Source organism: Oceanobacillus sp. FSL W7-1304 (assembly GCF_037969805.1).
GTDB classification, from domain to species: Bacteria; Bacillota; Bacilli; order Bacillales; family Amphibacillaceae; genus Oceanobacillus; species Oceanobacillus profundus.
In genome coordinates, this window is the sequence record NZ_CP150211.1 from 3,793,285 (window position 1) to 3,812,033 (window position 18,749).

Here is an 18,749-nt window from a genome sequence, read left to right on the forward strand (position 1 = left end):
ATAAAATTACTTAAAGAAATTAAACAAGGAGGATTTCAAGTGAGAAATAAATTAACATATTTATTATTGATAGCGTTATCATTAATCGTAATTTCTGCCTGTTCTTCAGACGAAAATGCAGGTGCAAGTGTTGAAAGCTATCCAGAAAAGGCTGTTACTTTAATCGTCCCTTATGCACCAGGTGGAGGTACAGATTTATCGGCTAGAATATTACAACCTTATTTGGAAGATGAACTTGGAGTACCTGTTGTTATCGAAAATAAAGAAGGTGGAGGCGGTTGGGTAGGTTGGTCTGAATTAGCTCGATCAGAACCTGATGGCTATACCATTGGCTATATGAATATGCCCAATTTAATTGTTGGTTATATGAACCCTGAGGTTAACAGGAGTGAGAATTTGGATAGCTTTGATTTTTTAACGAATCATGTTGTTGATGCAGGGGTAATAGCAATTCGTCCGGATGAGGACAGGTTTTCCACGATAGAAGAGTTAGTTGAATATGCAAAAGAACATGAAGTAACAGTTAACAGTAGTGGAGTAGGTTCAGCGAATCATTTTGTTGGTTCACAATTAAATACTCAACTAGGAACGAACTTTAAATTTGTTCAGATGAATGGGGTAGGAGAAGCAATTCCAGCGGTGCTTGGAGGGCACGTAGATGTACTAATAGCTGGAATCGGAGAAACGATGGCCAATTTAAACAGTGGTGAATTCGAGGCACTTGCGGTATTTGGTGATGAAGAAGTTGAACAACTACCAGGTGTTCCAACAGTAAATGCCGCTGTTGGATCTGAAACAGACATATTTTTATATCGACCAATTGCTGCTCCAGCTGGACTTGAACCAGAAATAATGAACAAGCTACAAACCGCATTAGAAAAAGCTCATAGTAATGAAGAACACATAAAGCAAATAAATGATTTGGGGATGGTAGTTGATTCAACAAAAGGAGAGGATTTAGAGGAACAGCTTAAATCTCTTGAAGTTAACATTGATGAAGCTAAAAGTGTATTTGGTTGGTGATTTATAGAAAACAATTTTCTTGAGTGTTTCTTGTATGTTTAACACGGAAACACTCATTTAACGTCATCAGACAATAAGGAGGGAAAGATATGGTTAGACAATTACACCAAGATATATATATAGGGTTTGTTTTAATCTTGATAGGTTTATTTTTATTTGTAGAAACACTTGATTTTACACAGGATTCTGCAACTTATCCACGAGGGATTATTATATTATTTATTTTCTTTTCGATTCTTATCATTATAGAGGGCTTTAGGAAAACAAAACTAATGAAAGAAAAAAACGTAGAATTATTTGAAGGAGAGGAAAGCCCACTTCATTTATCTGTTCTTAAGTCACCTTTGCTTTCAATAGCCTTTGTTACCATCTACGCAATATTAATCCCTGCATTAGGATTCTTCGTTTCAACATTTTTATTTTCATTCGTATTTTTATGGTTTATGGGTGTGAAAAAATGGAAGACCTATGTACTCACGGCAGTAGGAATTGATTTATTCATTTATCTGCTCTTTGTTATGCAATTAAATGTACGGCTCCCGCAAGGAATTCTTTTTTGATGAAATGGAGGTCATGAGAATATGAATACGGATGTTATAAGTCAAGTATTTAGTAATCTATTTACAATAGAAATATTAATGGTATTGCTAATTTGTGGTTGGTGGAATCATAATAGGGGCACTCCCTGGATTAAGCGCAATGATGGCAATTGCTTTAATGATTCCTATTACATTTGGAATGGAACCTATCACTGGTTTAGTTATGTTAACTGCGATTTATACATCAGCAATATTTGGTGGTTCTATTTCTGCGATTTTAATTCATACACCAGGTACTCCTTCATCTGCTGCTACAAGTCTTGATGGATATCAGTTAACACTTAAAGGGGAGGGAGCTAAAGCACTAGGTGTTTCAGCTATATCGTCTATGATTGGGGGATTTGTTGGTGCACTTGCTCTCTTATTTTTAGCTCCGCCTTTATCAAGAGTGTCTTTAATGTTTAGTTCTTCTGAGTATTTTCTCATTGCAGTATTTGGTCTTACGATCATTGGAAGCTTAACTGCGAAATCGATGGTTAAAGGATTGACAGCTGGGGTATTTGGATTAATTATCGGTACAGTTGGAATTGACATCTTTACAGGTTATCCTCGTTTTACTTTCGGAGTTTCTAGTTTAGAATCTGGAGTATCATTAGTTCCAGCGATGATAGGTTTATTTTCTTTATCCCAGGTTATGATTCAATCTGAAAAACGTGGGATTGACGGAGCAAAGAAGATTATTCAAAAAGTAACAGGTAAAGTACTCCCGTCAAAAAAGGAGTTTAAACAAACATTTGCTAATATTCTTCGATCGTCTGGTATTGGTACTTTTGTGGGTTTACTACCCGGTGCGGGAGGAGATATTGCGTCATGGATTGCCTATAATGAATCAAAACGTTTTTCAAAAGATAAAGATAAATTTGGGAAAGGTAGCTTAGACGGAGTTGCCGCTCCAGAAGCTTCAAATAACGCGGTAACTGGTGGGTCTTTGATTCCAACTTTGACGTTAGGTATTCCAGGGAGTGCAACAACGGCAATTTTATTAGGTGGTTTTATGATTCAAGGATTGAATCCAGGGCATGAGCTATTTACTACACACGCTGAGACAACTTATTCCATTATTTTTGGATTTATATTAGCAAATATTCTTATGGGGATTGCTGGTATAATGGGTGCAAAGTATTTTGTAAAAGTAGCTAATATACCTTTCCAAGTTCTTGCACCGTTAATTATTATTTTTAGTGTTGTCGGGTCGTATGCAATTAGTAATAACATATTTGATATTTGGATTATGATAATCTTCGGATTTATTGGCTATATAATCAGAAAAACTGGCTTCCATCCTGCTCCAATCATTTTAGGTATGATCTTAGGACCGATAGCTGAAAGTGGATTTAGACAATCTGTATTAATGAGCGATGGAAATTTATTGGCATATTATTTCTCACGTCCGATTTCAATTGTCTTAATTATTTTAATTGTTATTGCACTGTTCTCCCCGATTTTAATGAAAAAATTGGGAGGGAAAAGTAAAGTAGTATAAGATTTAGTCTTTGGTAATTAATATTCACTGTCTAAAAAAGAAAAAGATACCTTGAAATATTATTAAAAACATATATAAAATTATGTGAAGAATAAAAGTATTAACAATCTGGGAGAAGTGTAAAATTGCACTTCTCCTTAACTAAATCAGTTTTTTAAATTTTGACCCCGAGATTATCAAGTACTCAATAATGATTTTTTAACTTTAACTCCTTAAAACCTATAAATCTGAGCTGTCATTCTTTACCCCTCTAACAACAATCCCATTCACGCTAGACCATTCAGCATAATAAATCTTGCTTAAATCCTTATAACCCTTTTCAGCCAATTGAGCTCGTAACCATCTTTCGTCTTTTTGGATATTTTTCAATGCTTTCTTTTCGATCCTTCCCTCATCGACAAGTAGATGAGTTAAAGTAGCCTTTTTGGGTTTAATTGATAGCATTTCGGCAGTTACTGGGGATGATAATTCATTTTTCAAGACACTTAATTGTCCGCTCGGCTCCAGAACTGCGTATTTTACTTCTTGTAAAGAAAATATACCTTGTTGCCTCAGCATTGTTCGGAGCTGCTCGGATTCTAGTTTGTTCTTTTTCAGTGTTTTTACATCCAGTTCTCCATCTTTTATGATAATAGAAGGTTCCCCTTTAATAACCGTTCGCATTCTGTCAAATCTTCGTACAATCAGTTCTATTATATAAATTAAAACCGCCCATAATCCTATCGCATACAGTACTTGCCATACAGTTACCAGATCATCATAAATAGATTCCTCGAGCAGGCCACCAAGAACTAATAGATAGACAAGGTCAAATGGTGTTATTTGTGAGAGTTCTTTTTTTCCTAAGAGACGGACAACAAGCAGCAAAGCTAAAAGTCCGCAAATTACTTTTATGCTTATGGAAGTTTCTATGATTCATCCCGCCTTTTGAAATGCTTAGTTAGTTTAATGTTGTATTACCCTTTCTTCTGTTTCTTAATCCTAAAGTCTAATAGCTGCTTTTCATGATAGAAGCATAATCGATTTCGTTTCATATCCATTGATTCGTGATACATACATAGTAAGAAAAAGGAGGCAAACATATGACAGCAGAGGTAGCAATAATGAATAAACAAGGTATTTCGTTGGCTGCTGATAGTGCAATCACAAGTGGCAGAGACGGTGTACAAAAGGTTTATAATACAGCAAACAAATTATTCTCCTTATCAAGTGAACATCCAATCGGAATAATGGTTTATGGTGCTGCATCGTTTATGGAGGTGCCTTGGGATGTCATTATTAAATCGTATCGCGATAATCTTGGTGAACGGAAATTCGCTAATTTGACCAACTATGTGGAGGACTTTTTTAATTTTTTACGACAAGATGAGCGATTTAAAAATGAAAATGTAGAAGAAATAGTCATTTACCGCATTTTTTCTGACAATCTAAAGCGTATTGTAAAAGAAGTGGAGGACATAATCAGGCATGAAAGGAATAAAGATGGGGGAATTTCCGCTGAAAAAGTAACGGAATGGTTAGTTGACTGTATAAATGAGAATATACAATCGTACCAAAAGGAGAGAAAAACCTTTTTGGAGATCAATTATGGTGCATTTAAAGAAAAATTCGGCTCTGTTATTGATGAGATTAAAGATGAGCTGATTACGTATGAAATCCCCAGTGAACTGACGGAAACATTTTACGAGCTTGCTTTTGAAGCAGCAAAGAAAGATTATTTCAGTGTAGGAAGTACTGGATTTGTAATTGCTGGATATGGCGAAGAAGAAATTTTTCCGCAATTATTAAACTACCGATTAGAAGGCTTTGTATTTGACCAATTGAAATACAAAAAGCTAAAGGAAAAAAGAATTAGCTATACGACAGATAAAATGGATGGAACAGCTGCTGTTACCGCTTTTGCGCAACGAGAAATGGTCGATTCATTCATAGGCGGAATGGAACCGAATATGGAAGATGTTATCTTTGACATTATTGCTAACGTGTTAAAAGACTATCCAGAGCAAATTCAAAAGCATGTATCGATAGATTTTACCGAGGAACAAGTTACAGAACTGCAAAGCTTGGGTAAAGAAGTGTATGAGTCGATAGAAGATGCAGTAAAGGAATACCAGCAAACAAATTATGTTGAGCCATTACTTGGTGTTGTGCGATCCTTGCCAAAAGAAGAGCTGGCCGATATGGCAGAAATGCTTATTAGTCTTACTTCCTTTAAAAGACGAGTGACAAGAGCAACAGAGTCTGTTGGTCCACCAATTGATGTAGCTGTCATTACAAAAGGTGATGGGTTTGTATGGATGAAACGAAAAAACTATGTGAATTCTGAAATTAATGCTCGATTTTAAAATCAGAAAGGAATGAGCTTATGGTTTCCAAAGAAAAGAAGTCATCAAAGGATTCGTTTTTTAGTTTGCCGACAGAGGATCGCCTCGACTTTGAATTGGAAGATAAAGAAAAAGAGGAAAAAGAAACAGCAACAGAAAAAGTATTTGATAAATTGAATGGGAAAAATAAAAAGAAGTAGATTTTACACTTCACCACTAAGAGGGAGCGCATGAAATATATTACAATCGGAATACAAACCTATTAAAAACTATTTTTCATGTTTACGTAATTTCTATCGTGGAACACAATTAATGTACGAGCAAGACTATCAACTATTGAAAGGAGCTGTTAGAAAATGGCTAGAAACAATAATGGTAAGATGTCTCGTGAACAAGCAGGAAAAAAAGGTGGAAACGTAACCTCAAGAAATCATGACCAAGAGTTTTATGAGGAAATCGGCCAAAAAGGCGGAAAGGCCACTGCTCAAAATCATGACCAGGACTTTTATGAGGAAATCGGTCAAAAAGGTGGAGAAGCAACCGCCAAAAATCATGATCAAGAGTTTTATGAAGAGATTGGTCAAAAAGGTGGAGAAGCAACTTCAAAAAGCCATGACCAAGAGTTTTATGAAGAAATTGGTGAAAAAGGTGGTAATGCCCGTGCACGCCAACGGAGAAATAACAGCAACAACTCATAATAAAAATTAATAGAAAAATATAGAAGCTGAGTGAGCAAGTATGCATAAGATTCTTGCTCACTCAGCTTTTTGTTGAGGATAATATCTATGCCGTTTAGAAATTCGATTATTTTGCTTGTTACCGTTAACCATCATGGATGACGACCTTCCGTAAAATAATTTGACCTCATCATCATTCTGGGCAAACTAAGCTTCTGCTTGTGTCATCCTTTTTCTTTTGATAATTTGAGTGGCAATGACAATTGCGAATAAAACGATACCGATAGCATCAGACAACATCCCCGGTATTACCAATACGACAGCAGCTATTGCTGAAATCACCCTTAAAACCCAATTTAAATTTTCCAGCAAGTATCCTTCTAGTGCGATAGCTAATGCCATAACCCCAATAATTGCTGTAATCGCAATCAATAGGATACTTAAAGCGTCAGCATCTTGCATCAGCATCTCAGGCGAATAAACGAATACATAGGGTACGAGAATCCCAGCAGCTGCGAGTTTCAGTGATATGAATCCAGTTTTATTTGGTTCGCCACCTGCCAGTCCTGCGCCGGCAAATGCTGCTAGGGCTACAGGAGGGGTTAAGTTTGCCAAAATACCGAAATAAAAAACAAACATATGTGATACAAAAGGCTCGACACCGAACTGTACCAACGCTGGTGCTGCCATGGAGGACGTAATAATGTACGTAGGTATAGAAGGTAGCCCCATTCCCAGAATGATGGACGCAATCATCGTAAAGAATAATGTCAAAATAAGTGTGTCGTTACCAAGAATAAGAATTGCCGAGGTCATTTTTAAGCCAAATCCTGTTAAAGAGGCTACACCTACAATAATTCCGACCATCGCACAGGCCATCGCAACACCAAGTGCACTGCGTGTTCCATCTTCCAACGCTTGAAAAAGGCCTTTCAGATTCATTCGCGTTGTTGCTCTTAGTAAAGAAATGACTACAGTCGAAATGATTGCCCATGCTGCAGCGTAAATGGGTGTAAACCCACCAAATAACATATAAATGAGGATAATAAGTGGAATGAGCAAATGTCCTCGTTCTTTTAAAACATCTTTCATTCTCGGAAGCTCTTTTCGGGATAATCCTTTTAAGCCAAGTTTTTTGGCGCGTAAATGAACAACTGTAAGAACGCCCATGTAATATAAGATCCCAGGGATAATGGCTGCGATAGCAATTTGCGCGTATGGCATCCCTAACGTTTCTGCCATAATAAAGGCAGTCGCTCCCATTACCGGTGGAAGTATCTGACCACCAACAGAGGCTGCTGCCTCCACAGCTCCTGCAAAATTTTTGGAATATCCGGTTTTCTTCATTAGTGGGATCGTAAACGAACCTGTCGTTACGACATTCGCAATGGCAGAACCATTAATAGAACCAAGAAAACCACTTGAAACAACGGCAACCTTCGCGGGACCTCCGGCAGTATGTCCAGAAATAGCCATTGCGGAATCATTAAATAATTGTCCCATTCCGGTGCGATTTAAAAATGCTCCAAACAAGATAAATAAGAAAATATAGGTAGCAGAAACACCTATTGCAGTCCCGAATATACCTTCTGTTGTTAAATACAAGTAAGAAGCAATGTCGTCTATTTGGTATCCGCGATGGGCAACTACTCTAGGGAGATATGGACCGAAATAGGCATACAAGAGGAACAAGGTACAAAGAACGGTCAGTCCATTCCCAACTACTCGCCGTCCACCTTCAAGGACAAGCAGAACCATTAGTAAACTGAAGATAATATCGTTTTGGCTTGGCAATCCAGCTCGATTTACAATCCCCATATAATCGGTGAAAATATAAACGATGGTTGCAATCGATAGGATAGCAAGCAAAAAGTCAATGATTGTTGCACGAGTCTGTGGTGCATTTTTACGTGAGGGATACAGTAAAAATACAAGAGCCATTACTACTCCCGTATGTAATGCGCGGTGTTGTAGTGTAACTAAGGGTCCTGTAAATGAAGTAATCAAGTGGAATAGGGCCAAGGAAACTGAGATAATCATAACAAGCCTGGCCATCCAAGGTATATTCAATTTTCGGAACCTGGCTTCTGAATCGTATTTTTCAACAATCTTTTGTTTTTCTTCTTCTGATAATTCTTCACGAATGATTCCTTGCACGTCCTTTTCCGCAAGCTCTTCTAGTGACTTTTCATTTTTTTTAATGGAATTACTCACCTGAGGGATACCTCCTTATTGAATATCCTTAACAGTAGCCATTTATAGACTTGTATTTGTTCATAGTGGATTTGGATATTTATGTCTTCCGGAACGTAGTCGGATAACGGATACCTTTGTTCATTGTTTTCGAGATAATAGTTTGAAATCGCGACATAGAACAGGGAATAATGGGGTATAACCCGATCTATTCCAGTAACTTGGATAAATCCATTCGGAAGAAATTCTACTTTACCATCTGTATCTGGAGTCCCTGCCCCATAAGACTTGTACAATGTAGACTCAAGACTTAGATTTCCATTTTCGATTATTCGATATGTTTCCTTCCAAGGTGTCAATTCAACAGAATGTCTCCACCCGATTGTTAATTTATCCGAATCCCAAGGCAGAAAAAGTAATGGATTTTCTTCTCCATCCGTTAATAAAATACCTGATTGGACGGGAATCACGCTGATCCCGAATCCAACCAGCAGAATAGCAAGTATCAGCGTTATTTTTTTAATCATTTAGCCAAAACTTCCGCTTTTATTCTGTTATCCCTTGTTCTTCAAAATATTTAGCTGCACCAGGATGGAGTGGTGCTGGCAGGTTTTGTAATGCATTCTCTAATGTGATATCGTTAGCCGCATTATGTGTGTTCTGTAATTGATCAAGGTTATCAAATATAGCTTTAGCCATTGCGTAGGCCATATCATCTGAAACTTCACTATGTGTCAACAAAACATTGTTAACACCTATGGTTGATACATCTTCCTCCATATCATATATATCCTTTGGTACAGTCGTTGGAAAAAAGGAAGGATAGTCTTCTTGCATTCCGAGAATGATATCTTCAGCAATTTCTACAATTACAACATCCTGTGTTGTCTGAAGCTCGAGCACACCGGCATTTGGCAATCCAGAAGAAATAACGACTGCATCGATATTTCCATTTTGAATCCCTTCGACTCCTTCAGAAAAGGAAAGAAAATCGGCGTTGATGTTATCGTATGTCATTCCGTATGCCTCCAGCACACGTTGCGCACTGATTTCTGTTCCAGATGCAGGCGCACCAACAGCAACTCTTTTTCCAGCTAAATCTTCAACTGTTTTAATGCCAGAGCTTTCAGTCGCTACAATTTGTAAATAATTCGGATAGAGGGAGGCGAGTGTACGGATGTTTTCCTGAGCACCTATTTCTGTAGCGCTAGCAACTCCTTCATAAGCATCCTGAGCTGCATCTCCCATCGAAAATCCGATTTCTGCATTTCCTTGGTTAAGGGTTGTTGCGTTTGCTGTAGACGCTGCTGTAGATTGGCTGTTCGCATTAGCACCTAAATCTTGGAAGATATTCGCTAATGTTCCTCCTAGCGGGTAGTACACACCAGATGAACCACCTGTAAGAATCGTAATAAACTCACCGTCTAATACATCTTCAGCATTTCCGCTTTCGCCAGCAGGATCAGAATTACTATTATTATTACACGCGGAAATTATCATAAATATGGATACGAACACGAAGATGGATAAAATTTTTTTCATTAAAATACCTCCAATGGTTAAGTAGCTTTACTTAAGAAACAATCATCGTACAACAATGTGTCTAGTAAAATATGGATACTGGAAATAGTTATACACCTCCTATGTTTAGACTCTATGCTTTCATTTGAAAAACTTTCAAATCATGTATGAATTTAAACAATAATTTTTTTACTCTAAATAAAAAGTCCAGTTCAAAGAAGACTATAAAAAGTCTTTGAACTGGATCTTATCTGTGGGAAGACTTCGGAAAGAAGAACTGACAGATTAGGCAGCTTGTATTATATATTTTGTTGATAATTATATGTTATGTTTTTCTTTCAATATTAGAACATCATGATTATGGATGGAGAGCTTAACGGGGAGACATCCAGTGTTTAAATCATTTTTGAAAATAGGAAATGACAAGAAAAGAATAAGAGTTAGCTACTGTAAATCATTCGAATGCAGGTATAGAAATGAACAGATGTAATAAGAACATTACAATTGGAATACAAGCCCATTAAAAACTGTTATTCATGTTTAGGTAATAGACTACGTGGAATACAATTACTGTACGAGCAAAAATATCAACTATTGAAAGGAGCTATTAACATGGCTAAGAACAATAATGGTAAGATGTCTCGTGAACAAGCTGGCAAAAAAGGCGGTAAAGCAACCGCAAGAAATCATGACCAGGAATTCTATGAAGAAATAGGTCAAAAAGGCGGCGAAGCAACCGCTAAGAATCATGACCAGGAATTTTTTGAAGAAATTGGTGAAAAGGGCGGCAATGCACGTGCGCGTCAACGGAACAATAACAATAACAATAACAACAATAACAACAGCAACAATAACAACAGCAACAATTCATAACTAAAAACTTTAATATGTATGGTAAAGAAGGAGAGGGGATCTACCCTTTCCTTTTTGTCTATTTATGATGTAAGCTCGCATAGCAAAACAGAGACTCACAAAGTGGAGGTCGAATGACTGTACCGGGCTTTATGAGTCTCTGATCTATAAGGGAACCGCAATAGTTGGCTGCCTTTTCTTACTCTTTACGTTTTAGTGACCTTTATTATTTCGAAGCTGAAGCTGTTTTGGCACGTGTTTTTGGAGTAGTGCCTGAACTTCTTTTTGCAGCTGTTCTTCTAGCGCTGGAAGAACCGGCTTTTGAATTAGCTTCTGTTTTCTTATTTGAACTTGCAGATGGGTTTTGTTTGTCCTTCTGCTCATCCTTTGGATTTTGTTTCTCTTTTGTTCTATTAGATTGTGACTCAGAATTGTTTTTTGAATCTTCTTCATCCAATTTAGCTTCATTGGACGACGTGTTCTTTGCAGGATTAAGCTTATCCTTTAGCTCTATTGTTTTATTGGTGGCATTTTCTTTGATAGCAGCATATTTATCCATTGCTGAATCACTGATTTCACGTGATTTATCTACTGCCTTATCTTTAGCGGAGCCTACTTGATAGGTAATATCTCCGCGCAGCTCTTTTCCGGACTTCGGAGCGAGTAATAGGGTGGTAGCAACACCGATTCCCCAACCGATAATACCACCTCTTATAACATCTTTTTTTGTATAAACTTTATCAGATTCCTTGCTATTCTTTTGCGTATCCTGTTTGTTTTGTTCAGTCATGATTTATTCCTCCTAGTAAAATTTTTGATTTGCTAGCTTTCGCTAGACAGTTTACCTTCCAATTTTTCCAATCGCTCTAGTAACTTTTGATTTTCCTCTTTTAATTTATCCTGTTCCTGCAACGCTGCTTGCGAGTTTAGGTATGGGTCTGTTTCCCACCAATCCATTCCAATCTCTTTTGCTTTATCAACGGATGCGACAATTAATCTGATTTTGATGGAAAGCAGCTCCACATCTGCAATTCCTACCCGTATATCTCCCGCAATGACAACCCCTTTATCCAATACCGTTTCGAGAACGTCAACCAAATTACTGGACCCACCAGTTGTTTGTGGGGAGTTTCCATTAGCCATGTCTTACCCTCCCTGTGAAATCCCGTATCAATCTTCATTCAACCTATAGTAAATTTCCTAATGGACCTAAATCAATGTTCAAATCTTCATCTGTAAAATTAAAAATTTCTTTTAATTCTTCCATTTTCATATCTAAATTCATTAACGCTACACCGAGTTTTTCAATTTCCTCTTCCGTCAGATTCCCTCCGTCCACGCGGCGAATTGCTTGTCTTTCCACAAGTTGACGTAATAGCTCGATGACGGTAAGGACGAGCTGGGCAAGACCTTCTTCAGCACCTTCTGGGTCAAGTTCAATACGTCCGCTTTTTTCTGGTCGATGGTCAAGACCTGCTAGAGATGCTGGTTGATTATTAAGATTGATGGATGACACGATCCAACTCCTCCTTTTCATAATCAAATTGTTTCGATGATAATTTTTCAGCAGTTTCCTTATTCGACTCAATTAGTGTTTCAACCGATGAAATCAATACGCGCAAATCAAGATAGACTAAATCGATTCCAGCGATAGAGAGGATGAGGTCTCCTTTAATTGCTACACCTTTATCCAGAACTACATCGAGTATATCAATAAGACCAACCTCTTTATTTTCCAATTCCATGTGTATCCTCCAAACTAGCTAATTCTGGCAAAATGGTAGGATGGCCATGGTCCTGTAACCTCGAAGTACCAGCCTGATTCTGCCCATTTTTCCTGTAGCTCTTTAATGCTAGATTTAAAGTTGGTTATTTCGGATTTATCCACCATATAGACACTATTCCAGCACATTTCCTCTTGACGGCCAGTTACATCCTTATTCCAATTTCTTTTCACTTCGTGGTCGACGCTTAATGCTGCTAGTTTCTCATGAATCGTTTCTGAAAAGACATGTGTTTCTTTCTCTGTCTCTTGATCAATTAGTTGATCAAGCCTTCTTTTTTCCAAGTATTGTCGACCTGGTGACATGGCAGCAATTTTTTCTTTTTTAGCTTCTATTGTTTCATTATTACACGCCACTATTTCTTTTATTTTATCTCGCTCACAATAGAGTTTTAATATCCATTCTTCTTTATCAGCGATGTTATCAAGTAATTGAAGCATACGCTTTTGATGGGTATTGATTGTGTTTTTTAGACTTTCCAGACCAGAATAGAGGGTACAGAATTTCATCGGTATGATGGGATATCGCTCATACAGTTTCATCAATGTTTCGTGATGATGAAATGCTTTCTGATGGAGCCAGTTTACATCATTTGTTTTTTTTTCGAGCTCCTTTTCACTGTATTCCACTGGATCTAGCTCACAGACAATTGCTTCGACATTTTCGAATGGAAGTCTATAAATCTGCGACTTCTCATCTAACCCTTTAAGAGAGGGAAGGGGAGCCGCATCTATTCCGCCAGCTGGTATAATTCCATATAGATAGATTAATTTCTCCATATTCCATCCTCACTTTTTTCGTTTTGTTAACTCATTTATTTGTTCCATTTCTCGTTTTTTAGCAATCTCATAACGTATTAACAGTTCTTTCTCTGATTGCTTGTAAGAATCCTCATCAATTTCTTCAAGCTCATACATCATCTGCAGGTGAATCAATTTCTTTTGGATATGTTCCAGATCGTATAGCTCTTTTTCCACTTCTTCTTGAACCTTTTCCCCAATTTTTACAATTAAGTTTATCGGCGAAGTGAAGATTTTTTGAATCATGTCGAGGGTTCCTCTATTTTCAATTTAATATTGATAAAGTTATACGCTGGCCATGGTCCTGTATATTTAAATTCCACTTTATCCTGCCATCTATCATGAAGTTTATTTACATGTTCATCGAATTCTGCCTCTTTATCACGGTCTATCAGGTATGCTGCATTAAGAAGCATTTTTTCACCGATTGGATCATTGATTTCATTCGCTTCAGCAAGAGGTACTAATGAATCATGTATTTCTGATTTGATTTCATTCTGCAGCGATTGAAAGAAGTTCTTCGCCATCTCCCCAAGTTGAATCCGATCAAAGTATCCGGCAGCCTCAGATTTGGAACGAACTACCTGTTTTTTCTTCATAACATCATCATTTTGCATGATGTTTTTCTCTAGCCAATCTTTCTTGCCGACAACCTTTAAACCAACCTCGATTTTCCCTTTAATTTGAGGGAAAATCTTCAACAACTGAGGGTAGAGGCTTTCAGCTAAGGCGATGACATCTTCTTCGGTTTGAAATAAATTTCCAAAACTAATTGGTACGACTGTGTCCATTGTTTCCATTACCCTTGAAAGCACTTCTTGATGCATCATTAGATTTTCTTTACTAGGATGATAGATTTTCATAGGAGCTCGTGTGACAACCATTGCTGCGTCTTTATAATGAACGGTGTAAATCTCTCTTTCTTGTCCTTCAAAATGAATGGTTCCAAACGTTGTTTCATTATTTGTCTGAATACCACAAAAAACATATATTCCTTGCTCTTCACTCATTTCATTCACCCTAACGTAATTTTTTTGCATTCATGTACGAGTTGCCTTTTCGCCCGTTGTTTATGCTTGTCTTCCATACATGCCTGAAGAGGGAACCATGTAATGTCAAAACACAACTGATTAAACTCTTCATTTGAACCGTTAATTGGTATGTCATACCGTTTTGCTAATTCAGCTATCATGATGGATGCTCTTAATGAAGGCCCTTGAAAATCTTGACTCGTATGACAAAGTTTCCTGATTTTCATCATAAATTCAACGATTGCTTGTGCTTTTTCCCGCTCAATCTCTGTTTTATTGATTACGGCTGTAATTTCAGCTTCTTTTTCCAACGAACCAAGTGTCAGTGTTACCATCCGGTCCAGCAGAGCATCCTGGGTTTTATAGACACCAGCATATTCTACAGGATTACTAGTAAAGATAACGGAGAAATCCGGGTGAACTTTTATAAAGGATCTTTTTTGCTTGGTTCCATAGAGAGGTAAAATCTTCTCTTCCAGAATAGGTAAAAATATATTATTAATCTCTGGCTTGGAACGTGTAAATTCATCATATACAAGTGTGTAACCTTTTTTCACTGCTTCCAGTAACCGACCGTCTGACCAGGATTCGGTAACATTTTCTTCGATTTTATGAACGCTTCGAACATAATTATCCTTTAATTTTCTGCGTTTATAACCTGTAAAAGCACCAATAAAATCTTCTGTTGAGAGATCTTTATTTCCATTGATCAACATGACGGGACGTTTTCTCTGTTTCGCTATATGAAGAGCGAGTGTTGTTTTGCCAATTCCCGAAGGACCAGTGAAATGGAGGGGATAGCCGGTATCCAGATATCGTAATGACCGTTTAATAATCCCTTTGTAGTAAGCTGAATGTTCATATAAGCTAGTTTGGCTTGTCTCTGTGTCATCGGTCATGTTTAATCCTCCCGTTCACCTAAGCCTGTTCCTCTAAATCACTTCGGAACCGAAGACTGATTCTTGAAAATCCGGTAACCTCGGATTCCGTATCGAGAAAAACTTCGTATAATCCAATCATTTGGTCATTGGCATATTTTTTCATATATTCTTTTTCCTCGATGACTTCTACTAATGCCCGCCAGCTGCTCTCGCCATTTTCTTCTTGTTTTTTCACAGAAATTATTTTATGTGGAGGGGCGATATTATCGTTAAAAAACTGCTTTACTTCCTCCATTATTTTCATATGTTTCACTTCCTTATATTGTTGTTGTAAGTATGACTGGAATTAGAACATGTACGATATTCTAATTCCAGTTTGTAAGTTAAACGTTATGCTTCTTCCTCTTGATACTCCAAACTATCTCCGCGTGCAGATAAACGATCTGAGAGACCATCTTCTTCAAAGTCATCTTGCAATAAACCAACGGCCTCTGCATATCGTAACCATGTATCGACACTCGCAATAACAACTCGTGCCTCAATGGTAATTAATTCAATCCCTACTACGGAAACCCTTGCGAAAGCATCAATTACAATCCCTTTATCTAATATGCGGTCAATTACCTCTGCTAAACTTGAACTATCGGTTGACTTTTGAATAGCCATTTATAACATGCTCCTTTCTGGATGTTGAATTTACTTACGATTAAGCTTTGCATTATTTAACGTCTGCATAATGTTTAATACTTCTTGGACCTTTAATTTTCGTAGAGCTTTTAATAGATGCAGCACTTTTTATATGACTTACACCCTTGATGTGATTCACACCACGAATACTTGAGTCTGATCCTGTCCTTTTTCTTAATTTGCTCTGGAATTTCTGTCCAGTTTCTTTGGCACCAGCTACTTTTTCCTTCACCTGTAAGAGCGCATGCTGCATTTTGTTTTCTGCTTTTTCTGCATTAGCATGAATCTTTTTTGCATTTTCATCTTTCTTTTTCTTCAGCTTTTCTGCAGCTTCATGCGCTTTGGATTGAATGCCTTCTGTTAGCTTATTACGGAATTGTTCAGCCATTTCGTCTTTCATTTCTGATTTTACTGCTTGCTTGATTTCCGTCGGATCGTCTGCTCGTTTGATTATGTTTTTTACTTTTGGCATTGCAATGCGAATCCCTTTTCTTACTTTAGGGAGTAAAAAAGGTGCAGTAGTAGCTAAAAAAGTAATCCCACCAGCAATAAATGAAGCTTGTACACCGGGTTTTTCGATTATTTTCTTCGGTGTTTCCATAGAAAACCTCCTTAGCAGGGGCCAAATTGTATTGGCTTTGCAATTAAATACCCTTCCATACGTATAAGAAACTCGGTAATTTTAACTTGGTATCGGAAAATGGGAGGATTGTAACAATAGAGGTATGAAAGAATTGAAGCATACTGCTTTATATGGGAGCTAGAATTACAAAAATTACATTTGTATTAAAATTATGAAGTCCTGCAAATCTGTCCTATAAATATAAATAAATTTACATTAAATTATTATTGACTAAATATTCATTCATTAAAATGGATATGAGGGTACGAATAAATTAATGGAGGGATAAACAGAATGGTCAAGTTCTTAAATTGGTTTTATACAACTGAAATTCACTTGTTTCGTTTGTTAAACCAATACTTTGAAAGAAAGTATGTGAACACCTTTTTTCGAACGGTTACGCATTTTGGTGGTGCAAGGTTTACGATAGCCACCGTACTAATTCTAATGCTTTTCACCTCTGGAACGATTCAATTACTTGCGATTGCTAGTGCAGTAGCTTTAACACTTAGTCATCTTCCAGTTGCACTTCTAAAAAAGCTGTTTCCTCGCAAAAGACCATATGTAAGCTTAGAAAAAATACATGTTATGGAAAATCCATTACAGGATCACTCCTTTCCTTCAGGACATACAACAGCAATATTTGCAATCATAATTCCATTTATATTTTATTATCCTATAATGACCACCGTTTTACTGCCATTGGGCATTGCTGTTGGATTATCGCGGATTTATTTAGGGCTTCATTATCCTACAGATGTACTTGTAGGGTGTTTATTTGGGACAACAGTAGGCATGTTATCACTTTCTTTTATTCGTATGCTTATCTTGTCATAAAAGTCGTTTATACCTATTTACATGTTAATTTTTAAAAACTTAATGTGGGGTGGATGGGCTTGAAAATTGCTATTTTTACAGATACCTTTGCACCAGAAGTGAATGGGGTCGCTAAAACGTTAAAACGCTTTACGGAATATCTAGATGAACAAGGAATTGAATACCGCGTGTTTGCACCTAAAAGTTCGAATGAAGACTTATATTCAAGTAATGTTCATCGTTTTCTTAGTTTACCTTTTTTTCTATATCAAGAATGTCGATTAGCATTGCCGAAAATGTCAAATGTAAGAGAGGAATTACAGCTATTTCAGCCTGATATTATTCATGTTGCTACTCCATTTAATATGGGGCTTTGTGGACTGCATTACGCGAAAAAGTTAAACATCCCGGTTGTAGGATCCTACCATACCAATTTTGATAAATACTTGGCCTATTATGATATGCAATTTTTATCAAGGGTACTTTGGAAATATATGCACTGGTTTCATCGCCCGTTAAAGAAAATTTTTGTTCCTTCAACAGATACAAAAGAACAATTACAAAAGCGTGGATTTACAAATTTATCGATTTGGTCTCGCGGTGTAGATATATCAACGTATCATAGTAACTATAATGAGCAGCGTGTTAGAGATGCATATCAGATTAAAGAAAAATACATTCTGCTATATGTTGGAAGAATTTCACCAGAAAAAGATGTTAACTTACTGCCAGACATTAATAAAAAGCTGCTTCAAAAAGGAATCGATAATGTTCACTGGCTAATAGTGGGTGACGGACCATTAAAAGATGAAATGGAACAGACTGCCTCGACTAACATGACGTTTGCAGGCTATATAACTGGAGAGGATTTAGCAGAAATTTATGCAGCGGCGAATTTATTTGTTTTTCCTTCTGCCACAGAAACCTTCGGCAATGTTGTACTAGAATCGATGGCATGCGGAACACCCGTAATTGGTGTTAATGCTGGTGGCGTTCGAACCATTATTAAGGATGGCGTAACAGGAATTTTATGTGAAGAGAAGGATAATGATGCTTTTACGGAAGCGATCATTCGTATGCTTTCCAATCGGGTGGAGAGAGAAACAATGCGATTAGAGGTAAAAAAATATGCGAAAACGCAAGCTTGGGATGCGATTTTTGATGGGCTTTTAGAAGAGTATGAACAAGTGGTACAGGAAGCTGGTTATAGAGTGCTTGCTTAATAGTATAGGTAATATGCCCAGTTTTCGTATTAAAACGAAATACTGGATCAGAGGCTGAATTCATACATGATGAGTTTAGCCTTTTTTTTCTTTTCAAGAGATAAACGCTCAGAAGCTGACAGTTGTTCAGAACCAATTTAAACTGCCACCCTTGACATTCGAATTGAACCATACTAGAGTAGTAGGTTAATTGTTTTAATTGGGGTGATCAATTCGTCGTCTCTTGATAAATG

22 protein-coding genes and 2 pseudogenes are annotated in these 18,749 nt (G+C 37.2%); 9 read left to right on the plus strand and 15 right to left on the minus strand.

Features of this window, described 5'->3' with window-relative positions:
* Window positions 1-39 precede the first annotated feature (39 nt).
* The 3 genes from NYE61_RS18795 (at window position 40) to NYE61_RS18805 (ending at window position 3,105) form a co-directional block, all read left to right on the plus strand.
* A complete protein-coding gene (locus NYE61_RS18795; protein WP_339316323.1) occupies window positions 40-1,023 on the plus strand; it encodes a tripartite tricarboxylate transporter substrate binding protein in 984 nt (327 codons plus the stop codon).
* 89 nt (window positions 1,024-1,112) lie between these two features.
* Window positions 1,113-1,583, plus strand: coding sequence for a tripartite tricarboxylate transporter TctB family protein (locus tag NYE61_RS18800; protein WP_339316325.1), 471 nt, complete (start codon window positions 1,113-1,115; stop codon window positions 1,581-1,583).
* Between the two features lie 94 nt (window positions 1,584-1,677).
* Complete coding sequence (locus tag NYE61_RS18805) at window positions 1,678-3,105, plus strand: tripartite tricarboxylate transporter permease (protein WP_339316327.1); 1,428 nt, start codon at window positions 1,678-1,680, stop codon at window positions 3,103-3,105.
* Between the two features lie 219 nt (window positions 3,106-3,324).
* Here NYE61_RS18805 and NYE61_RS18810 read toward each other — a convergent pair whose 3' ends face one another.
* The gene (locus NYE61_RS18810; protein WP_339317521.1) at window positions 3,325-4,020 is read right to left on the minus strand and encodes a DUF421 domain-containing protein; all 696 of its coding nucleotides are present in this window, start codon (window positions 4,018-4,020) and stop codon (window positions 3,325-3,327) included.
* Between the two features lie 167 nt (window positions 4,021-4,187).
* Here NYE61_RS18810 and NYE61_RS18815 point away from each other — a divergent pair, with 167 nt between their 5' ends.
* The 3 genes from NYE61_RS18815 to NYE61_RS18825 all read left to right on the plus strand — a co-directional run bounded on the left by NYE61_RS18815 (window position 4,188) and on the right by NYE61_RS18825 (window position 6,127).
* Window positions 4,188-5,450, plus strand: coding sequence for a hypothetical protein (locus tag NYE61_RS18815; protein ID WP_095313331.1), 1,263 nt, complete (start codon window positions 4,188-4,190; stop codon window positions 5,448-5,450).
* A 20-nt stretch (window positions 5,451-5,470) separates the two neighbouring features.
* Window positions 5,471-5,629, plus strand: a complete 159-nt coding sequence (locus NYE61_RS18820) for a hypothetical protein (protein ID WP_158586302.1) — start codon at window positions 5,471-5,473, stop codon at window positions 5,627-5,629.
* Window positions 5,630-5,785: 156 nt separating this feature from the next.
* Complete coding sequence (locus NYE61_RS18825; protein WP_095313330.1) at window positions 5,786-6,127, plus strand: general stress protein; 342 nt, start codon at window positions 5,786-5,788, stop codon at window positions 6,125-6,127.
* 186 nt (window positions 6,128-6,313) lie between these two features.
* On the opposite strand, the gene NYE61_RS18830 is transcribed toward NYE61_RS18825, so the two are convergent.
* The 3 genes from NYE61_RS18830 to NYE61_RS18840 are packed head-to-tail and all read right to left on the minus strand — an operon-like array spanning window position 6,314 to window position 9,841.
* The gene (locus tag NYE61_RS18830) at window positions 6,314-8,320 is read right to left on the minus strand and encodes a TRAP transporter permease (protein WP_303447470.1); all 2,007 of its coding nucleotides are present in this window, start codon (window positions 8,318-8,320) and stop codon (window positions 6,314-6,316) included.
* Window positions 8,317-8,826 (minus strand): DUF1850 domain-containing protein, encoded by a 510-nt coding sequence (locus NYE61_RS18835; RefSeq protein WP_095313328.1) that lies wholly within the window; start codon window positions 8,824-8,826, stop codon window positions 8,317-8,319. Before NYE61_RS18835 ends, NYE61_RS18830 begins: the two co-directional genes overlap by 4 nt.
* Window positions 8,827-8,845: 19 nt before the next feature.
* The gene (locus tag NYE61_RS18840; RefSeq protein ID WP_303447471.1) at window positions 8,846-9,841 is read right to left on the minus strand and encodes a TAXI family TRAP transporter solute-binding subunit; all 996 of its coding nucleotides are present in this window, start codon (window positions 9,839-9,841) and stop codon (window positions 8,846-8,848) included.
* 591 nt (window positions 9,842-10,432) lie between these two features.
* Between NYE61_RS18840 and NYE61_RS18845 the strand changes: the two are divergent.
* Window positions 10,433-10,624: pseudogene (locus NYE61_RS18845) on the plus strand (KGG domain-containing protein); the annotation flags it as partial.
* A 274-nt stretch (window positions 10,625-10,898) separates the two neighbouring features.
* On the opposite strand, the gene NYE61_RS18850 reads toward NYE61_RS18845, so the two are convergent.
* From NYE61_RS18850 to gvpQ, 11 genes and pseudogenes are all read right to left on the minus strand, one after another.
* Entirely contained in the window at window positions 10,899-11,462 is a 564-nt protein-coding gene (locus NYE61_RS18850) for a YtxH domain-containing protein (protein ID WP_303447472.1), read from the minus strand.
* Between the two features lie 32 nt (window positions 11,463-11,494).
* A complete protein-coding gene (locus NYE61_RS18855; protein ID WP_095313321.1) occupies window positions 11,495-11,815 on the minus strand; it encodes a gas vesicle protein in 321 nt (106 codons plus the stop codon).
* A gap of 43 nt (window positions 11,816-11,858) precedes the next feature.
* The gene (locus tag NYE61_RS18860) at window positions 11,859-12,179 is read right to left on the minus strand and encodes a gas vesicle protein K (protein WP_240033863.1); all 321 of its coding nucleotides are present in this window, start codon (window positions 12,177-12,179) and stop codon (window positions 11,859-11,861) included.
* Entirely contained in the window at window positions 12,169-12,417 is a 249-nt protein-coding gene (locus NYE61_RS18865) for a gas vesicle protein (RefSeq protein ID WP_095313319.1), read from the minus strand. Before NYE61_RS18865 ends, NYE61_RS18860 begins: the two co-directional genes overlap by 11 nt.
* 14 nt (window positions 12,418-12,431) lie before the next feature.
* Window positions 12,432-13,235, minus strand: coding sequence for a GvpL/GvpF family gas vesicle protein (locus tag NYE61_RS18870; protein ID WP_303447473.1), 804 nt, complete (start codon window positions 13,233-13,235; stop codon window positions 12,432-12,434).
* 9 nt (window positions 13,236-13,244) lie between these two features.
* Window positions 13,245-13,502, minus strand: coding sequence for a gas vesicle protein GvpG (locus NYE61_RS18875; protein WP_095313316.1), 258 nt, complete (start codon window positions 13,500-13,502; stop codon window positions 13,245-13,247).
* Window positions 13,499-14,266, minus strand: coding sequence for a GvpL/GvpF family gas vesicle protein (locus NYE61_RS18880; protein ID WP_095313314.1), 768 nt, complete (start codon window positions 14,264-14,266; stop codon window positions 13,499-13,501). The genes NYE61_RS18875 and NYE61_RS18880 overlap by 4 nt, the downstream gene beginning before the upstream one ends.
* Before the next feature lie 5 nt (window positions 14,267-14,271).
* Entirely contained in the window at window positions 14,272-15,186 is a 915-nt protein-coding gene (gvpN, locus tag NYE61_RS18885) for a gas vesicle protein GvpN (protein WP_251659394.1), read from the minus strand.
* Window positions 15,187-15,205: 19 nt separating this feature from the next.
* Window positions 15,206-15,484, minus strand: a pseudogene (gene gvpO / locus NYE61_RS18890) (gas vesicle protein GvpO); the annotation flags it as partial.
* Window positions 15,485-15,558: 74 nt separating this feature from the next.
* The gene (gvpA, locus tag NYE61_RS18895; RefSeq protein ID WP_095313309.1) at window positions 15,559-15,834 is read right to left on the minus strand and encodes a gas vesicle structural protein GvpA; all 276 of its coding nucleotides are present in this window, start codon (window positions 15,832-15,834) and stop codon (window positions 15,559-15,561) included.
* A 52-nt stretch (window positions 15,835-15,886) separates the two neighbouring features.
* A complete protein-coding gene (gene gvpQ, locus NYE61_RS18900) occupies window positions 15,887-16,456 on the minus strand; it encodes a gas vesicle protein GvpQ (RefSeq protein WP_095313308.1) in 570 nt (189 codons plus the stop codon).
* 315 nt (window positions 16,457-16,771) lie between these two features.
* On the opposite strand from gvpQ, the gene NYE61_RS18905 reads away from it, so the two are divergent.
* Together NYE61_RS18905 and NYE61_RS18910 are read left to right on the plus strand one after the other, a co-directional pair.
* Window positions 16,772-17,314: a phosphatase PAP2 family protein gene (locus NYE61_RS18905; protein ID WP_095313306.1), complete on the plus strand. Its 543-nt coding sequence runs from the start codon at window positions 16,772-16,774 to the stop codon at window positions 17,312-17,314.
* Window positions 17,315-17,373: 59 nt separating this feature from the next.
* Entirely contained in the window at window positions 17,374-18,516 is a 1,143-nt protein-coding gene (locus tag NYE61_RS18910) for a glycosyltransferase family 1 protein (RefSeq protein WP_303447474.1), read from the plus strand.
* Window positions 18,517-18,749: the final 233 nt, after the last annotated feature.

Bases quoted from the DNA above. Each gene is read 5' to 3' on its own strand.
- NYE61_RS18905 (WP_095313306.1), top strand. From the start codon at position 16,772: ATGGTCAAGTTCTTAAATTGGTTTTATACAACTGAAATTCACTTGTTT.
- NYE61_RS18850 (WP_303447472.1), bottom strand. From the start codon at position 11,462: ATGACTGAACAAAACAAACAGGATACGCAAAAGAATAGCAAGGAATCT.
- gvpQ (WP_095313308.1), bottom strand. From the start codon at position 16,456: ATGGAAACACCGAAGAAAATAATCGAAAAACCCGGTGTACAAGCTTCA.
- NYE61_RS18870 (WP_303447473.1), bottom strand. From the start codon at position 13,235: ATGGAGAAATTAATCTATCTATATGGAATTATACCAGCTGGCGGAATA.
- NYE61_RS18875 (WP_095313316.1), bottom strand. From the start codon at position 13,502: ATGATTCAAAAAATCTTCACTTCGCCGATAAACTTAATTGTAAAAATT.
- NYE61_RS18800 (WP_339316325.1), top strand. From the start codon at position 1,113: ATGGTTAGACAATTACACCAAGATATATATATAGGGTTTGTTTTAATC.
- NYE61_RS18880 (WP_095313314.1), bottom strand. From the start codon at position 14,266: ATGAGTGAAGAGCAAGGAATATATGTTTTTTGTGGTATTCAGACAAAT.
- NYE61_RS18840 (WP_303447471.1), bottom strand. From the start codon at position 9,841: ATGAAAAAAATTTTATCCATCTTCGTGTTCGTATCCATATTTATGATA.
- gvpN (WP_251659394.1), bottom strand. From the start codon at position 15,186: ATGACCGATGACACAGAGACAAGCCAAACTAGCTTATATGAACATTCA.
- NYE61_RS18835 (WP_095313328.1), bottom strand. From the start codon at position 8,826: ATGATTAAAAAAATAACGCTGATACTTGCTATTCTGCTGGTTGGATTC.
- NYE61_RS18820 (WP_158586302.1), top strand. From the start codon at position 5,471: ATGGTTTCCAAAGAAAAGAAGTCATCAAAGGATTCGTTTTTTAGTTTG.
- NYE61_RS18825 (WP_095313330.1), top strand. From the start codon at position 5,786: ATGGCTAGAAACAATAATGGTAAGATGTCTCGTGAACAAGCAGGAAAA.
- gvpA (WP_095313309.1), bottom strand. From the start codon at position 15,834: ATGGCTATTCAAAAGTCAACCGATAGTTCAAGTTTAGCAGAGGTAATT.
- NYE61_RS18855 (WP_095313321.1), bottom strand. From the start codon at position 11,815: ATGGCTAATGGAAACTCCCCACAAACAACTGGTGGGTCCAGTAATTTG.
- NYE61_RS18815 (WP_095313331.1), top strand. From the start codon at position 4,188: ATGACAGCAGAGGTAGCAATAATGAATAAACAAGGTATTTCGTTGGCT.
- NYE61_RS18865 (WP_095313319.1), bottom strand. From the start codon at position 12,417: ATGGAATTGGAAAATAAAGAGGTTGGTCTTATTGATATACTCGATGTA.